This is a genomic window from Acidovorax sp. GW821-FHT09A11, assembly GCF_059418365.1.
Genome location: NZ_JBWKPS010000002.1, coordinates 631,035 through 645,521, shown reverse-complemented (window position 1 = coordinate 645,521; position 14,487 = coordinate 631,035). Strand labels below are relative to the sequence as shown.

The 14,487-nt window shown below is 68.2% G+C and carries 12 protein-coding genes; 6 read left to right on the top strand and 6 right to left on the bottom strand.

The window, feature by feature from the left end; genetic code table 11:
- Positions 1 to 125: 125 nt before the first annotated feature.
- Positions 126 to 914 (bottom strand): GntR family transcriptional regulator, encoded by a 789-nt coding sequence (locus AC07PV_RS07075; RefSeq protein ID WP_218293936.1) that lies wholly within the window; start codon positions 912 to 914, stop codon positions 126 to 128.
- Positions 915 to 1,128: 214 nt separating this feature from the next.
- On the opposite strand from AC07PV_RS07075, the gene AC07PV_RS07070 reads away from it, so the two are divergent.
- The 5 genes from AC07PV_RS07070 (at position 1,129) to AC07PV_RS07050 (ending at position 9,339) form a co-directional block, all read left to right on the top strand.
- Positions 1,129 to 2,115 (top strand): malate dehydrogenase, encoded by a 987-nt coding sequence (locus tag AC07PV_RS07070; RefSeq protein ID WP_218293937.1) that lies wholly within the window; start codon positions 1,129 to 1,131, stop codon positions 2,113 to 2,115.
- A gap of 13 nt (positions 2,116 to 2,128) precedes the next feature.
- Positions 2,129 to 3,196, top strand: coding sequence for an HpcH/HpaI aldolase/citrate lyase family protein (locus AC07PV_RS07065; RefSeq protein WP_494629802.1), 1,068 nt, complete (start codon positions 2,129 to 2,131; stop codon positions 3,194 to 3,196).
- 32 nt (positions 3,197 to 3,228) lie between these two features.
- On the top strand, positions 3,229 to 3,843 hold the full coding sequence (locus AC07PV_RS07060) for a hypothetical protein (protein ID WP_218293938.1): 615 nt from the start codon (positions 3,229 to 3,231) through the stop codon (positions 3,841 to 3,843).
- Between the two features lie 126 nt (positions 3,844 to 3,969).
- On the top strand, positions 3,970 to 6,555 hold the full coding sequence (gene acnB / locus AC07PV_RS07055) for a bifunctional aconitate hydratase 2/2-methylisocitrate dehydratase (protein ID WP_218293939.1): 2,586 nt from the start codon (positions 3,970 to 3,972) through the stop codon (positions 6,553 to 6,555).
- A 192-nt stretch (positions 6,556 to 6,747) separates the two neighbouring features.
- On the top strand, positions 6,748 to 9,339 hold the full coding sequence (locus tag AC07PV_RS07050; RefSeq protein ID WP_218340676.1) for an ankyrin repeat domain-containing protein: 2,592 nt from the start codon (positions 6,748 to 6,750) through the stop codon (positions 9,337 to 9,339).
- A 122-nt stretch (positions 9,340 to 9,461) separates the two neighbouring features.
- Here AC07PV_RS07050 and AC07PV_RS07045 read toward each other — a convergent pair whose 3' ends face one another.
- Complete coding sequence (locus tag AC07PV_RS07045; protein WP_494629800.1) at positions 9,462 to 10,352, bottom strand: LysR family transcriptional regulator; 891 nt, start codon at positions 10,350 to 10,352, stop codon at positions 9,462 to 9,464.
- A gap of 194 nt (positions 10,353 to 10,546) precedes the next feature.
- Between AC07PV_RS07045 and AC07PV_RS07040 the strand changes: the two genes are divergently transcribed.
- Positions 10,547 to 11,341 (top strand): sulfite exporter TauE/SafE family protein, encoded by a 795-nt coding sequence (locus tag AC07PV_RS07040; RefSeq protein ID WP_494629798.1) that lies wholly within the window; start codon positions 10,547 to 10,549, stop codon positions 11,339 to 11,341.
- A gap of 39 nt (positions 11,342 to 11,380) precedes the next feature.
- Here the strand turns inward: AC07PV_RS07040 and AC07PV_RS07035 are convergent, their stop codons facing one another.
- The 4 genes from AC07PV_RS07035 to cyoD are packed head-to-tail and all read right to left on the bottom strand — an operon-like array spanning position 11,381 to position 14,486.
- Entirely contained in the window at positions 11,381 to 11,932 is a 552-nt protein-coding gene (locus AC07PV_RS07035) for a response regulator transcription factor (protein ID WP_492254897.1), read from the bottom strand.
- 8 nt (positions 11,933 to 11,940) lie between these two features.
- Positions 11,941 to 13,266, bottom strand: a complete 1,326-nt coding sequence (locus AC07PV_RS07030; RefSeq protein WP_218340679.1) for an ATP-binding protein — start codon at positions 13,264 to 13,266, stop codon at positions 11,941 to 11,943.
- The gene (locus AC07PV_RS07025) at positions 13,247 to 14,062 is read right to left on the bottom strand and encodes an SURF1 family protein (protein ID WP_494629797.1); all 816 of its coding nucleotides are present in this window, start codon (positions 14,060 to 14,062) and stop codon (positions 13,247 to 13,249) included. Before AC07PV_RS07025 ends, AC07PV_RS07030 begins: the two co-directional genes overlap by 20 nt.
- Positions 14,063 to 14,066: 4 nt before the next feature.
- Positions 14,067 to 14,486, bottom strand: a complete 420-nt coding sequence (cyoD, locus tag AC07PV_RS07020) for a cytochrome o ubiquinol oxidase subunit IV (RefSeq protein ID WP_218293946.1) — start codon at positions 14,484 to 14,486, stop codon at positions 14,067 to 14,069.
- Position 14,487 lies beyond the last annotated feature (1 nt).

The window sequence follows — 14,487 nt, the reverse complement described above, 5'->3', positions numbered from 1 at the left end:
TTTCGTGGATGTAACTGCTTTGTAATTTGAAGATGCAAAGAACGCAAAATTCTATTGCAACGCAACAAGCATGGGTTTGTCGGAGGTGGAATGTTCGACGTTTCCGCTCAGGTGCCAGGGTGGTGTCAGCTCAGTTCGTTACGGTAGTGGTGGGTGTCGGTGAGGTAGAGGCCCCGCCGTAACTCCATGGGAACGTCGTTGTAGGTGTAGGCGATGCGCTCCACGCTCAGCAGCGGCGTGGCCTGCGGGATCTGCAGCATCGCCGCCTGGTCGGCGTCGGGCAGCACGGCGCGTATTTTCTCCTCGGCGCGCACCATGCGCACGCCAAAGTCGAGCTCGAACATCGCGTAGGTGGGCCCCTGGTAGCTGGCGAGCTGGTCAGTCGTCAGCCCTTTGAAAGCCTGGCCCGGCAGCCAGATGTCCTCCAGGATGGTGGGGACGCCCGCAAACGACAGGATCCGGCGGGCCTGGATCACCGGGTCGGCGCTGCGCAGGGCCAGCGCCCGCGCCACGTCCGCGCTGGCGCGCACGCGCCGGCAGTCCACCACCTGGCGCTGGGCGCGGCCTTCCACGCGGGCATCGCCCGTGTCGGGCATGAGCTTCAGGAAGCGGTATTGCACATGCTGCTCGGCATGGGTGGCCACGAAAGTGCCCTTGCCCTGGCGGCGCATCACGAGGTTTTCGGCCGCCAGCTCGTCGATGGCCTTGCGCACCGTGCCCTGGCTGACCCGAAAGCGCGCGGCCAGGTCCATCTCGCTCGGAATGGACTCGCCGGGCTTCCATTCACCCTGCTGAAGGCTTTGCAGGATGAGACCCTTGATCTGCTGGTACAGGGGGCTGAACGCGGGCGTGGCAGAGCCTGCGCCCGCCGAAGGCTGTGCAGGGGTGTCGGCGTTGAGCGGAAGCGAGGACATGGCGATCAGAAAAATGGCGCGCTGCGCACGGGGGGTGTGCGAGCTTGTTCCAGTCTTCAATCATATCTTATATAAGACATAAGACAAATTGACCGGGGTGCCCAATCGGCGGTACACTCCAAGGCTGTTTTGCGGGGCACGGGCTGCTGGTAACAGGCGCTGGTGCTTGCGTTGCACACACACCTGTTTTCCTCACTTCCCTGGAGTTTTCACCATGAGCAAGAAGCCTGTTCGCGTAGCCGTCACCGGTGCCGCTGGTCAAATCGGTTACGCACTGCTGTTCCGTATCGCCTCCGGCGAAATGCTGGGCAAGGACCAGCCGGTCATCCTGCAATTGCTCGAAGTCCCTGTCGAAGGTCCCCAGAAGGCGCTCAAGGGCGTGATGATGGAACTGGACGACTGCGCATTCCCGCTGCTGGTGGAAATGACCGCTCACAGCGACCCCATGACCGCCTTCAAGGACGCCGACTACGCCCTGCTGGTGGGTTCGCGCCCTCGCGGCCCCGGCATGGAGCGTGCCGAGCTGCTGGCCGTCAACGGCGCCATCTTCACGGCCCAGGGCAAGGCCCTGAACGCCGTGGCCTCGCGCAACGTGAAGGTGCTGGTCGTCGGCAACCCCGCCAACACCAACGCCTACATCGCCATGAAGTCGGCACCTGACCTGCCGCGCAAAAACTTCACCGCCATGCTGCGCCTGGACCACAACCGCGCCGCCAGCCAGATCGCCGCCAAGACGGGCAAGGCAGTGGCTGACATCGAGAAGCTGACCGTCTGGGGCAACCACTCGCCCACGATGTACGCCGACTACCGTTTCGCCACCATCAACGGCGAAAGCGTCGCCAAGATGATCAACGACCAGGAATGGAACGCCAACACCTTCCTGCCCACCGTGGGCAAGCGCGGCGCCGCCATCATCGAAGCGCGCGGCCTGTCGTCGGCTGCCTCGGCCGCCAACGCCGCCATCGACCACATGCGCGACTGGGCCCTGGGCACCAACGGCAAGTGGGTCACCATGGGCATCCCCTCGGACGGCCAGTACGGCATCCCCAAGGACACCATGTTCGGCTTCCCCGTCACCTGCGAAAACGGCGAGTACAAGATCGTTGAAGGCCTGGAGATCGACGCCTTCTCGCAAGAACGCATCGACAAGACCCTGGCCGAACTGCAAGGCGAGCAGGACGGCGTGAAGCACCTGCTGTAAACCAGGGCCCACCATGCAGCCGACGCCACAGGCATCGGGCCTTCGGGCCGCCTCCGTCCCCGCGCAGGGGCAGGGCGCTGCGCTGCCCCATCCGCGCGATGTGTTGCTGGGCGCCCAGGCGCAGACCGGCTTCCTGCCGGTCTGCGACCATTACAGCGGCGTGGAAGCGCGCATGCGCAAGAGCCTGCAACTGCAGGCCGACCTGGCCCGGGAGTTCGGCACCTGCGTCTTCGACGTGACCCTCGATTGCGAGGACGGCGCTCCGATCGGCCTGGAGGCCGAGCATGCCCGCCTGGTCGCCAGCCTCGCCCTGGGCGCTGCGGACGGGGCGCGCGTGGCGGCCCGGGTTCATGCGGTGGACCACCCGGCATTCGCCAACGATGTCGCCACGATTGCGGGCACGGCGGGCCACAGGCTCTGCCACATCATGGTGCCCAAGGTGGAGTCCGTGGACGATGTCCTGCGGGTGGAACGGGCGCTGGAGCAGGCATCTGCCGCCCAGGTGCCCATCCATGTCCTGATCGAGTCGCCCGCCGCGGTCCATCGCGCCTTCGAGATTGCCGCCCACCCGCGCGTGCAGAGCCTGAGCTTCGGGCTCATGGACTTTGTGTCCGCCCATGGAGGGGCGATCCCTGCGGCAGGCATGACCTCCTCGGGGCAGTTCTCGCACCCGCTTGTCGTGCGCGCCAAGCTGGAGATTGCAGCGGCCTGCCACGCCCACGGCAAGGTGCCGTCGCACTGCGTGGTGACCGAATTCACCGATACCACGGCCATGCAGGGCGCCGCCAGCCGGGCGGCGCGGGAGCTGGGCTACACCCGGATGTGGAGCATCCACCCGGCGCAGATACGTCCCATCCTGCAGGCATTTGCGCCGCAGCAGGATGACATCGAAATTGCTGCAAAAATAATAGCTGCTGCCGCAGATTCCGACTGGGCTCCGATCAGTTTTGACGATACCTTGCATGACCGTGCCAGCTACCGTTTTTACTGGCAAGTCCTTGAGCGCGCCCACCGCACCGGGCGTGCGCTTCCTCCCGCCGTGCGCCATTGGTTTGACGCCCCGGCCTCCGTTCCGTCGTGAACATTCCTGACTGCTTCCCCGCAGGACCTTCCATGAAATCCTTCATCGCCTCCGCCCTCATGCTGCTGGCCCCAGCCTTCGTGATGGCGCAAACGCCGGCCAAGCCCGAGGCCAAGCCCGGGACCAAGGCCGCCGCGAAGCCGGCCGCCAAGTCCGAAGCGAAAACCGCCAAGACGGCGGACAAGGCCCCCGCCAAGAAGGCCACCGTGGCCAAGAGCGAGGCGACCAGCAGCCGCACGCAGCTCAAGAGCGCCACCAACCAGGTGGCCACCGGCATCATCGCCGCAGAGGCGGCCCTTTCCCCCGAGGAGCTGGCCATCGCCGACCGCGTGCACGTGGGCCGCATTCCCTGCGAGCTGGGCGCATTCGTCACGGTGACGGCCGACCCGGCCACGCCAGGGCACTTCCATGTGGAAGGCAAGGGCTTCAAGTACTTCATGTCGCCCGTGGCCACGACCACCGGCACGGTGCGCCTGGAAGACCAGAAGGGCGGCGCGGTCTGGCTGCAGATCGCCAACAAGTCCATGCTGATGAACCAGAAGCTCGGCCAGCGCCTGGCCGATGAGTGCATGAGCCCGCAGCAGCTGGTGGTGGCCGAGGCCATCAAGAAGAACCCGCCCGTGAGCGTGCTGGAACCCCTGAAATAAGCGCGGGCCTGGCAGGCCTCTTGCAAAGAACGAACGACGAACACGATTGCGCGTGCAGGCGTAGCGGCCATGGGAGCCGCCTGCACCGCGCGCCGCCCCACTTTAGAACGCAACCGGAGAAAAATGATGTTGAAAGCCTACCGTGACCATGTGGCCGAGCGCGCCGCGCTGGGCATCCCACCGCTGCCCCTGACGGCCAAGCAGACCGGCGAGCTGATCGAGCTGCTCAAGAACCCGCCCGCTGGCGAAGAAGCCACGCTGGTGGACCTGATCACGCACCGCGTGCCTGCCGGTGTGGACGACGCCGCCAAGGTCAAGGCCAGCTACCTGGCCGCCGTGGCCCACGGTACCGAAGTCTGCACGCTGATCGGCCGTGAGCGCGCCACGCAGCTCCTGGGCACCATGCTGGGCGGCTACAACCTCACCCCCCTGATCGACCTGCTGGACGACGCGGCCGTGGCCTCCGTCGCCGCCGAAGCGCTCAAGAAGACGCTCTTGATGTTCGACCAGTTCCATGACGTCAAGGAAAAGGCCGACAAGGGCAACACCTTCGCCAAGTCCGTGCTGCAAAGCTGGGCCGACGCCGAGTGGTTCACCAGCCGCCCCGAAGTGCCCCAGAGCATCAAGCTCACCGTGCTCAAGGTCACCGGCGAAACCAACACCGACGACCTGTCGCCCGCGCCCGACGCCTGGAGCCGCCCCGACATCCCGCTGCATGCCCTGGCCATGCTCAAGAACAAGCGCGACGGCATCACGCCCGAAGAAGACGGCAAGCGCGGCCCCATCAAGTTCATCGAAGACCTGCGCGCCCGTGGCAACCTGGTGGCCTACGTGGGCGACGTGGTCGGCACCGGCTCCAGCCGCAAGTCGGCCACCAACAGCGTGCTGTGGTTCACGGGCGAAGACATCCCGTTCGTGCCCAACAAGCGCTTCGGCGGCGTGTGCCTGGGCAGCAAGATCGCTCCCATCTTCTACAACACCATGGAAGATGCCGGCGCACTGCCCATCGAGCTCGATGTGAGCCAGATGAACATGGGCGACGAGATCGAGCTGCTGCCCTATGCCGGCAAGGCATTGAAGGACGGCCAGGTCATCGCCGAGTTCACCGTCAAGAGCGAAGTGCTGTTCGACGAAGTGCGCGCCGGTGGCCGTATTCCGTTGATCATCGGCCGCGGCCTCACGGCCAAGGCCCGCGAGGCTCTGGGCCTGGCGCCTTCCACCCTGTTCCGCCTGCCCCAGGTGCCTGCCGCCACCGGCAAGGGCTTCACGCTGGCGCAGAAGATGGTCGGCCGCGCCTGCGGCCTGCCCGAAGGCCTGGGCGTGGTGCCCGGCACGTACTGTGAACCGCGCATGACCTCGGTCGGCTCGCAGGACACCACCGGCCCCATGACGCGCGACGAACTGAAAGACCTGGCCTGCCTGGGCTTCAGCTCCGACCTGGTGATGCAGTCCTTCTGCCACACGGCCGCTTACCCCAAGCCCGTGGACGTGAAGATGCACCACGAGCTGCCCGACTTCATCAGCACGCGCGGCGGCATCTCGCTCAAGCCCGGCGACGGCATCATCCACAGCTGGCTCAACCGCATGCTGCTGCCCGATACCGTGGGCACCGGCGGCGACTCGCACACGCGCTTCCCCATCGGCATCAGCTTCCCCGCCGGCTCTGGCCTGGTGGCGTTCGCTGCCGCTACGGGCGTGATGCCCCTCGATATGCCTGAATCGGTGCTGGTGCGCTTCAAGGGCAAGATGCAGCCCGGCGTCACGCTGCGCGACCTGGTGCATGCGATCCCCCTGTACGCCATCAAGGCCGGTCTGCTGACCGTGGCCAAGCAGGGCAAGAAGAACATCTTCTCGGGCCGGATCCTGGAAATCGAAGGTCTGCCGGACATGAAGGTCGAGCAGGCGTTCGAGCTGTCCGACGCATCGGCCGAGCGCTCTGCCGCCGGCTGCACGGTGCGCCTGAACAAGGAGCCCGTGATCGAGTACATCAACTCGAACATCGTGCTGCTCAAGAACATGATCGCCCAGGGCTATGCCGACGCACGCACCATCGGCCGCCGCATCAAGGCCATGGAAGCCTGGCTGGCCAATCCCCAGCTGCTCGAACCCGATGACAACGCCGACTACGCCGCCGTGATCGAGATCGACCTGGCCGAGATCACCGAACCCATCGTCTGCTGCCCCAACGACCCCGACGACGCCAAGACGCTGTCGGACGTGGCCGGCGCCGCGATCGACGAAGTGTTCATCGGCTCGTGCATGACCAACATCGGCCACTTCCGCGCGGCCTCCAAGCTGCTTGAAGGCAAGAAGGACATCCCCGTCAAGCTGTGGATGGCACCGCCCACGAAGATGGACGCGCACCAGCTCACCGAAGAAGGCCACTACGGCGTGTTCGGCGCGGCCGGCGCCCGCATGGAAATGCCTGGCTGCTCGCTGTGCATGGGCAACCAGGCCCAGGTGAAGGAAGGCGCCACCGTGATGTCCACCAGCACCCGCAACTTCCCCAACCGCCTGGGCAAGAACACCAACGTCTACCTGGGCTCGGCCGAACTCTCGGCCATCTGCTCCAAGCTGGGCCGCATTCCTTCCAAGGAAGAGTACCTGGCCGACATCGGTGTCATCAACCAGAACGGCGACAAGATCTACCAATACCTGAACTTCGACAAGATCGCCGAGTTCAAGGAAGTGGCAGACGGCGTGGCCGCCTGATTGTTTCCCTCCGGGGAGTGATCCACTGCAAAAAGCGGCCTGCGGGCCGCTTTTTTCATGGCGTTGCGGGTGCGCCGCGCCACGCGCTTGCCACGCCGTGGCCATGGTCCAGACATTTTTTTGTCATGCAAATGTCATGATGGAGTCGCATGCTTGCCGCATAACAACAACAAAAGAAATGGAGGTACATCCATGGCAAGAGGGACAACCGGCAAGGCCGGCACGTTCGGCGCGCGCCTCGCGGTGCTGCTGCTCAGCGCCGCCTTCGCCCTGGGCTTTGGCCTGGGTGGTTACTTCGTCGGGCTCAAGCCGCTGGCCCTGACCCTGCGGGCAGCGTGGGCGGTGCGCGGCTGGCAGCCCGTGCAGGCCCAGGTGCTCGCGGCCGACCTCGCGCGCCACAGCGACGGCGACGGCACCACCTGGCAGGTGCGGGCCCGCTACCGCTATGAATTCGCGGGGCGGCCATACGAAGGCTCCCGCGTCGGGCTCGATCCCACGGAGACGGCCGACAACATCGGCGACTGGCACCAGCGCTGGCACGCGCAGCTGCAAGGCGCCCAGGCCCGCGGCGCGCGCATCACCATCATGGTCGACCCGCGCGAACCCTCGCGTTCCCTCATCGACCCCTCCATCCGCTGGGCCCTGCTGATGTTCCGCCTGCCCTTTGCCCTGGTGTTCACTGCGGTGGGGCTGGGCGCGGCCTGGGTCTTCCTGGCCACCCTGCCAGGACTGGGCACGTCCAGGGAGCCGCAGGGGCAGGGCGGTGGCCGCCCGGGGCCGCAGGCCGGGGTTTCTGCCATCCCCTTGCCCATGGGCTCTGCCGGCAGCCCGCTGGGCGCCGTCTGGTTCTTCACCTTTTTCTGGTGTGGCATTTCCTTTCCCATGGCCGGCATGTTGTGGACCAACCCGCAGTCGCCCTGGTTCGCCAAGGCCTTCATCGGCCTGTTCGTGCTGGTCGGAATGGCCCTGCTGGCCCTTGCGGTGCGACAGACCCACATGGCCTGGCGCTATGCGGGCGCGACCCTTGTCCTGCTGCCGTCAGCACCGCGTGCAGGGCATCCGCTCGAAGTGACCCTGCTGCTCCCCGGGCGCGCCGCCGCCTACCAGCAGGGGCACAGCCTGCAACTGCGCCTGGCCCAGTACCGGGTGGACGAGTCGAGCTCCGGTTCGCCCGAGCGGTGCGTGGAGTCGTTCACCGAAGCCGCGCGCATGCAGCACACGTCCGATGGCGGGTTGCGGCTGGTGGCACGCTTCGAGGTACCGCCCGATGCGCCCCCGCACGGCAGCCAGCGCTCGGGAGAGCGCGTGGACTGGCGCGTGGAACTGCTGCACAACCCGGACGGCGCCGTCGAGCTGACTTACGACCTTCCCGTGCAGGCCGCACCCCGCACCTTCGGTGGGGACGAACTGCCGGATCGTTTTGACCGGCGTGCCGCCTGGCAGCAGGAGGTTCCCATCGTGCCCCTGGGCGAGCAGGAAGAGGAAGAAGAAGGCTCCCGGCCTCTGCCCGCTTCGGTCACGCTGCGGGAAACCCCGCAGGCCTGGCACTACGAATTCGCCCAGGGCGGCTGGCGCTGGGCCGCGGGCCTGGTGCTGGCCGCGCTGTTGCTGGAGTCGGCCATCCACGGCCGGCTGGGCCCGCAGGGGCTGATGCTGCCCCGTGGGTTCTTTGCCGCCGGCGCGTGGATGGCCTTGGCCGCCTTTGCCCTGCATGCGACCACCCGCCACTGGACCCTGACCGTGCAGGACGGCGGCATCACCGCGCGCCGCCACTCCTGGCTCTGGTCGCGCGCCGACACGGTGTCGGGCGCTGCCAGCCGCACCCTGGTGCACAAGCTGCTGCACTCCACGGGCAGCGGCGGCAGCGAGCACCGCTACCACGCGGTGTACGCGCGCGGTGCGGGCGGTGAGCTGGTGCGCCTGACCCCGGGCCTGGCAGGCGAGGCGGCGGCCACGGCCCTGGGGCAATCGCTGGGCCAGGCGTGGGCGCACCGGCGGGGCCGTTTCGCCGCCGGCATGCAGCGGCCCGTGCGGGCGCAGCATTCCCGCCCGGCCTGGGGCGCACTGCTGGTGCTGGCCCTGCTGGGCTGGTGGATCGTGGGGCCCCAGGCTGGCCGCACCGTGGGCCGCGTTGTCGGGGCCGAGGCTTCCGCTTCGGCTGCAACCGCGCCGGCCGTGCCGTATTCCCTCGCGGAGGGTCGCTTGCTCGATGCACAGAATGCCGGCGACGCCCCTGCGCTGCGGGCCGCGCTGTCCGCCGGGGCGAATCCCGACCTGCTCGCGCCCAATGGTTCCTCGGTGCTCATGCTGGCGGCCCACCGTGGCCAACTCGAGCACATCGAGGCGCTGCTGGGCGCGGGTGCCCAGCCCGACCTGCGCCAGACGCGCAAGGACAGCGAGCGGGGCGACACAGCCCTGCTGCGTGCCTTCTACGGCGGCCATCTGGCGGCGGCACGGCGCCTGGTGCAGGCAGGTGCCAGCCTCTCGGCCCGCAACCGCTGGGACTGGGGGCCCGTGCACATGGCCGCGCAGGGCGGCTGCATCCCATGCCTCGAATGGCTGGATGCGCAAGGCCAGCCGCTCGACGAACCCGCGCCCGCCAGCCGGGGCGAGACCCCCGCGATGCTGGCCGCAGGCCGGGGCCGCGTGGAGGCGCTGCAATGGTTCGCCGACCGTGGCATCGACCTTGCGCGCACGGACGCCCACGGCAAGACCGCGCTGGACTGGGCACGCTTCAAGCAACAGGCCGAGGCCGAGCGGTGGCTGATGGGGCGTGTGCGCTAGGCGCGGCTGGCCGCGCTCCGTGAAGCGGTTCCGGCCAGGGCGCCGCACTGCGGGCGGTGCGAGGCGCACGGCAGGGCACAGCAGCGGCGCGAGAAGGGTTTCGTCGGCCGCTCCAGGGCTTTTCAGCCCAGCGCCGGCAGCAAATGCTGCACCAGCTGCTGCGCATGCTGCGGCAATTCGTCGAGCTCGCGCAGGCACAGCACCAGTTGCCGGTCCGCCCAGGCATCGGTCAGGCGCACGGCCTTCACGTGCTGCGCCCGGCTGTGGCGTGCGGCTGCCGTGCGGGGAATGATGCCCACGCCCACGCCCAGCCCCACGAGCTGGCACACCGCCTCGAACTGGCGCAGCCGCACGCGGTAGCGCAGCCGCCGCCCCTGGCGCTGTGCCTGGCGCACCACCAGGGCCTGCAGCGCGCTGCCCTCGGCCAGGCCAACGAAGTCCAGGTGCGCGACGTCGGCCAGCGCCACGCTGCGTTGCGCGGCCAGTGCGTGCCCCTGAGGCACCACCAGCACCAGCGGGTCGGGCCGCAGCACCCGCGTGGACAGGCCTTCGAGGTCCACCGCGTCGGACACCAGGCCCATGTCGCACAGCCCGGCGCGCACCGCATCGGCCACCTCCTGGCTGGAGCGCTCCTCCACGTCCACCGAAATGCGCGGGTGCCGCGCCAGAAAGCCCGCCATCGCCCGCGGCAGGTACTCGCTCAGCGCCGAGCTGTTGCACAGCACGCGCACATGGCCCGCCAGGCCCGCGCCATATTCGCCCAGGTCGCCGCGCAGCAGCTCCATCTGCTGCAGCACCAGCCGCGCGTGGTGCAGTAGCGTGTGGCCCGCGGGCGTGGGCTGCACGCCGCGTTGTTCGCGCAGCAGCAGGGGCACGCCCAGCGCGTCCTCCATGCCGCGTATGCGCTCGCTGGCCGAGGCCAGCGCCATGTGGCTGCGTTCGGCGCCCCCCGTGATGGTGCCTGCTTCGTGCACGTGCACGAAGAGACGCAGGTCGGTGAGGTCAAAGCGCATGGGGCAAACGTACCACATGGCAGGCTTCGGCCGCGCCTGAGGCGGGCTACGCGGCTTCCGCATTTCCAGGGGCGGGGCCATCCGAAACAATGGCCTTTGGCACTGCGTTGCTGGACATGCGGTGGGTGGGTTTCGGACCAGGGGATACCGATGGAACTTGTGATGAATCAGCCGCCTTCCGGGGCGGGGCGCTCATGAACGGGGTTGCCGAGCTGTGGGGCCACGGCATTGCGCCGGGCTGGCTGGCGGGGGCGGCCGCCATTTTCTGGCTGGCCGGCACGGTCAAGGGCGTGGTGGGGCTGGGCCTGCCCACGGTGGCGATGGCCCTCTTGGCCATGCTGGTTCCGCCGGCCCAGGCGGCGGCGTTGCTGGTGGTGCCTTCGCTGGTCACCAATGTCTGGCAGATGCGCCCCTGGCCCGCCGTGTGGCCGCTGGTGCGGCGCCTGGGCGGCATGCAATGCGGAATCTGCCTGGGCACCTGGCTGTGCGCGTGGTGGCTGGGGGCGCCCGCGGGCCCTGGGTCGCGCTTGGCGCTGGGGCTGGCCCTCGCGCTGTATGGCGCCTGGGGCTTGACGGGGACGCGGCGGGTGCTGCCCCTGCCGGCCCAGGGCTGGCAGGGGCCCCTGGTGGGGTTCGCGACCGGTGCCATCGCCGCCGCCACGGGTGTTTTCGTGGTGCCCGCCGTGCCCTATCTGCAGGCGCTGGGCCTGCAGCGCGATGCGCTGGTGCAGGCCATGGGGCTGAGCTTCACGGTCTCCACACTCGCGCTGGCCGCCGGCCTGGCATTCAACGCGAGCTATTCCATGGCGACCGTGGGGCTGTCGGTCGTGATGCTGCTGCCTGCGCTGGCGGGCATGGCGTGTGGGCAGCGGCTGCGGGCCCGGATGTCACCCGTGTGGTTTCGGCGCAGCCTCATGCTGGGCCTGCTGGCCCTGGGCGTGGCCATGGTGGTGGACGTGCTGGCATGGCATGGTTTTGCGTCGCGCTAGGGCGCTGCGCGGGGCGCTGTTTCCTCGCCTGCCGGCCCGTTACCGGACCTGTTTTTTCTCCAGCTTGCGGGTGAGGGTGCGGCGGTGCATGCCCAGGCGCCTTGCCGCTTCCGAGAGATTGAAGCCGGTTTCGGCCAGCACTTCGTTGATGCGCTCCCATTCCAGGGTCTTGATGGAGCTGGACCGGTTCGTCAGCTCCACGTCGGTGTTGCCCGCCTTGAGCCCGAAGGCGGCCTCGATGTCGTCGGTATTGGACGGCTTGGCGAGGTAGTGGCATGCGCCCAGCTTCACGGCCTCCACCGCCGTGGCGATGCTGGCAAAGCCTGTGAGCACCACGATGAGCATGGCCTCGCTGGCCGCATGCAGCTTCTGCACGCAGACCAGGCCCGAGGCTTCGCCCTTGAGCTTGAGGTCCACCACCGCATAGCCGGGCGTGTGCTGTGCGAGCAGGGCTTCGACCTCGGGAAGGCCCGTGGCCTGCAGCACGCGGTAGCCGCGCCGCTCGAACGAGCGCGCCAGCGTGCGGGCAAAGGCCTCGTCGTCTTCCACGATCAGCAACAGGCGTTCTTCTTTTTCTGTGTCGGTATCCATGATGCGCGTCAGGCTCCAGGCAAGGCGATCGCTGCCAGCGGCAGCTCTATGGTGACTTCGGCACCCCCTTCGGGGCGGTTGTGCGCCGTGACGCTGCCGCCCAGCGTGCGTGCCACGTTGAGCACGAGGTACAGGCCCAGCCCGCCCCCGGGGCGCTCCTTGGTGGACTGGTAGGGGGTTCCCAGCCTTGCCAGCATGCCCGGCGCAAAACCGGGCCCTGCGTCGGTGACGGTGATGCGCAGCGCATCGGCGCTGCGCGTGATGGCCAGGCGCACCCATGCCGGCGAGGCGTCGCGCGCATTGTCGAGCACATTGAAAACCATCTGCTGGAGCGTGGTGTCCGACACCATGGGCGTGTCGGCGCCGAAGTCGTTGTCGTACACGAACCGCGGCATCGACCGCGTGCTGCGCCATTCCTCTGCCAGGGCATCGACGAAGGTGCGCACGGTGGTCTGCACCGACGCTTCCCCGCGGGTCTCCCCGGCCGAGAGCAGGATGCCGCTCACGATGCTCTTGCAGCGCTGCACCTGGGCCTGCATCTCGCCGATGTCTTCCTGCAGCGGTTCATGGGCCGCCAGGCGCTCATCGCGTCGCCAGTCGCCCAGGATCACGGCCAGGGTGGACAGCGGGGTGCCCAGCTCGTGCGCGGCGCCCGAGGCCAGCAGCCCCATGCGCACGATGTGTTCCTCTTCCACGCGGCGCCGGCGCGCGGCCGCCAGGCGCGCATCGCGCTCGCGCAGGTTCAGGCTGATGCGCGTGATGAAGACGACCACCAGGGTGGCATTGAGCGCGAAGCAGACCAGCAGCCCGATCACGTACAGGCTGGACAGGCCCTGGTGCAGGTCCTGCGGCAGCTCCAGGGGCAGGTGGTAGACGGCCAGCAAGCCGAAGCACAGCAGCGTGGTGATCACGATGGACCAGATGTAGGCGCCGCGCAGCAGCACGGCCCCCAGCGTGATCTGCAGCAGGTACAAAAACACGAACGGGTTGCTGGTGCCGCCGCTCAGGTAGAGCTGTACCGTGAGCACGGCGACGTCGATCAGCAGCGCCAGGAAAAGCTCCACGTTGCGCACCACCACGGGGCCCATGCGCAGGCGCAGCAGGCTGGCCACGTTGAAGAGCGCAAGGCATCCCACCACCAGCAGCATTTCGCGCTGCGGCAGCACCAGGCCCAGGCTGTAGTGCGCCATCTCGATGGTGAACACCTGTCCGACCACGGCGATCCAGCGCAGCTGGATCAGCTGCTGGAGATTCTTGATGCCCGCCGCGGCATCGGCCGAGCGGGCATTGCGCTGCGGCAGGGCGGTGGCGGCGTCAGGGCGAAGGGGGTTCATCGGTGGTCGTGGGGCGGCGGGAAGGGCCATGCCGGCGGCGTTCATAGCGTGCCACATACCAGCCGGCGCCCGCAACCATGAGCGCGAGCCCGTACCAGGTCGCCGCGTACACAAGATGGCTGTTGGAAAAACGGATCACCGTCATGCCCGGGCGGGGCCAGGTCTGCACGGAAGGCGCGCCGCCAGCGGCGGGCAGGCCCGCATCCACGAAGAAGGGCGCGGCGCGGGGCAGCCCCAGTGCCTGGCTGATGGCGGCCACGTCGCGCGAGTGCCAGCGTTGCTGCGCGGGATCATTGGTCCGCAGAAAACCGCCGCCAGGCTCCGAGATCCTCAGCAGTCCTTCCACGGTGGCCACGGGCCGGGGTGGCTGCGCCGCTCCCGTGAGCCACTGGTTGCGCTGCGCCTGCGGTACAAAACCGCGGTTCACGAGCACCTGCGTGCCGTCGTCCAGCTGCAGCGGGGCCATGACCCAGAAGCCCGCGCCCAGCTCCGTCACCGCCTGGGTGAGGACCGTCTTGTCTGCCAGCCACCGGCCCTGCAGGGTGACGGCAAGGTATTCGTGGTCTGCCGCGTTGACCCGGGGCCACTGGCTGGCAGGTGGCGCCGCCACGGGAGCCGCATGTACCCGGTGCTCCACGCGCTCCATGAGCGCGAGCTTCCACGCGCGGCGCTGGACCTGCCACGTGCCCAGGGCGGCAAATGCCGAGAACAGGGCGATGCCCACGAGCACGAGGGCCGCCTGGCGGAGCCGCCGCCGGGCGAAGGGCGCGTGCGCGGGGGAGGGCTCTGGCGTCAAGGTGTCAGGGCGTCGAATGCCCCGGCGCTTCGTGCGCCGGCGGCGTGGGAGTGGGGTGCGCGGGCATCATGTTGGCATTCATGTGGAACATGACCCACAGCGTGCCGCTGATGGCGATGGCCACGAATACCACGGTGAAGATGGTGGACAAGAGGGTCCATCCTCCCTCGACCTTGCCGTTCATGTGCAGGAAATACACCATGTGCACCAGGATCTGCACCACGGCGAAGGCGCCCAGCACCAGCACGGCGGTGTTGCGGTCGGCGATCACCTTGGCCATGACCAGCCAGAAGGGGATGGCCGTGAGAACGACCGACAGCACGAAGCCGATCGTGTAGTCGCGCAGGCTGCTGTGCGGCCCCACCTCATGGGGGTGATCGCCGTGGCCGTGGGCATCGTGTGCGTGTGTGTGTTGCGCGCTCATG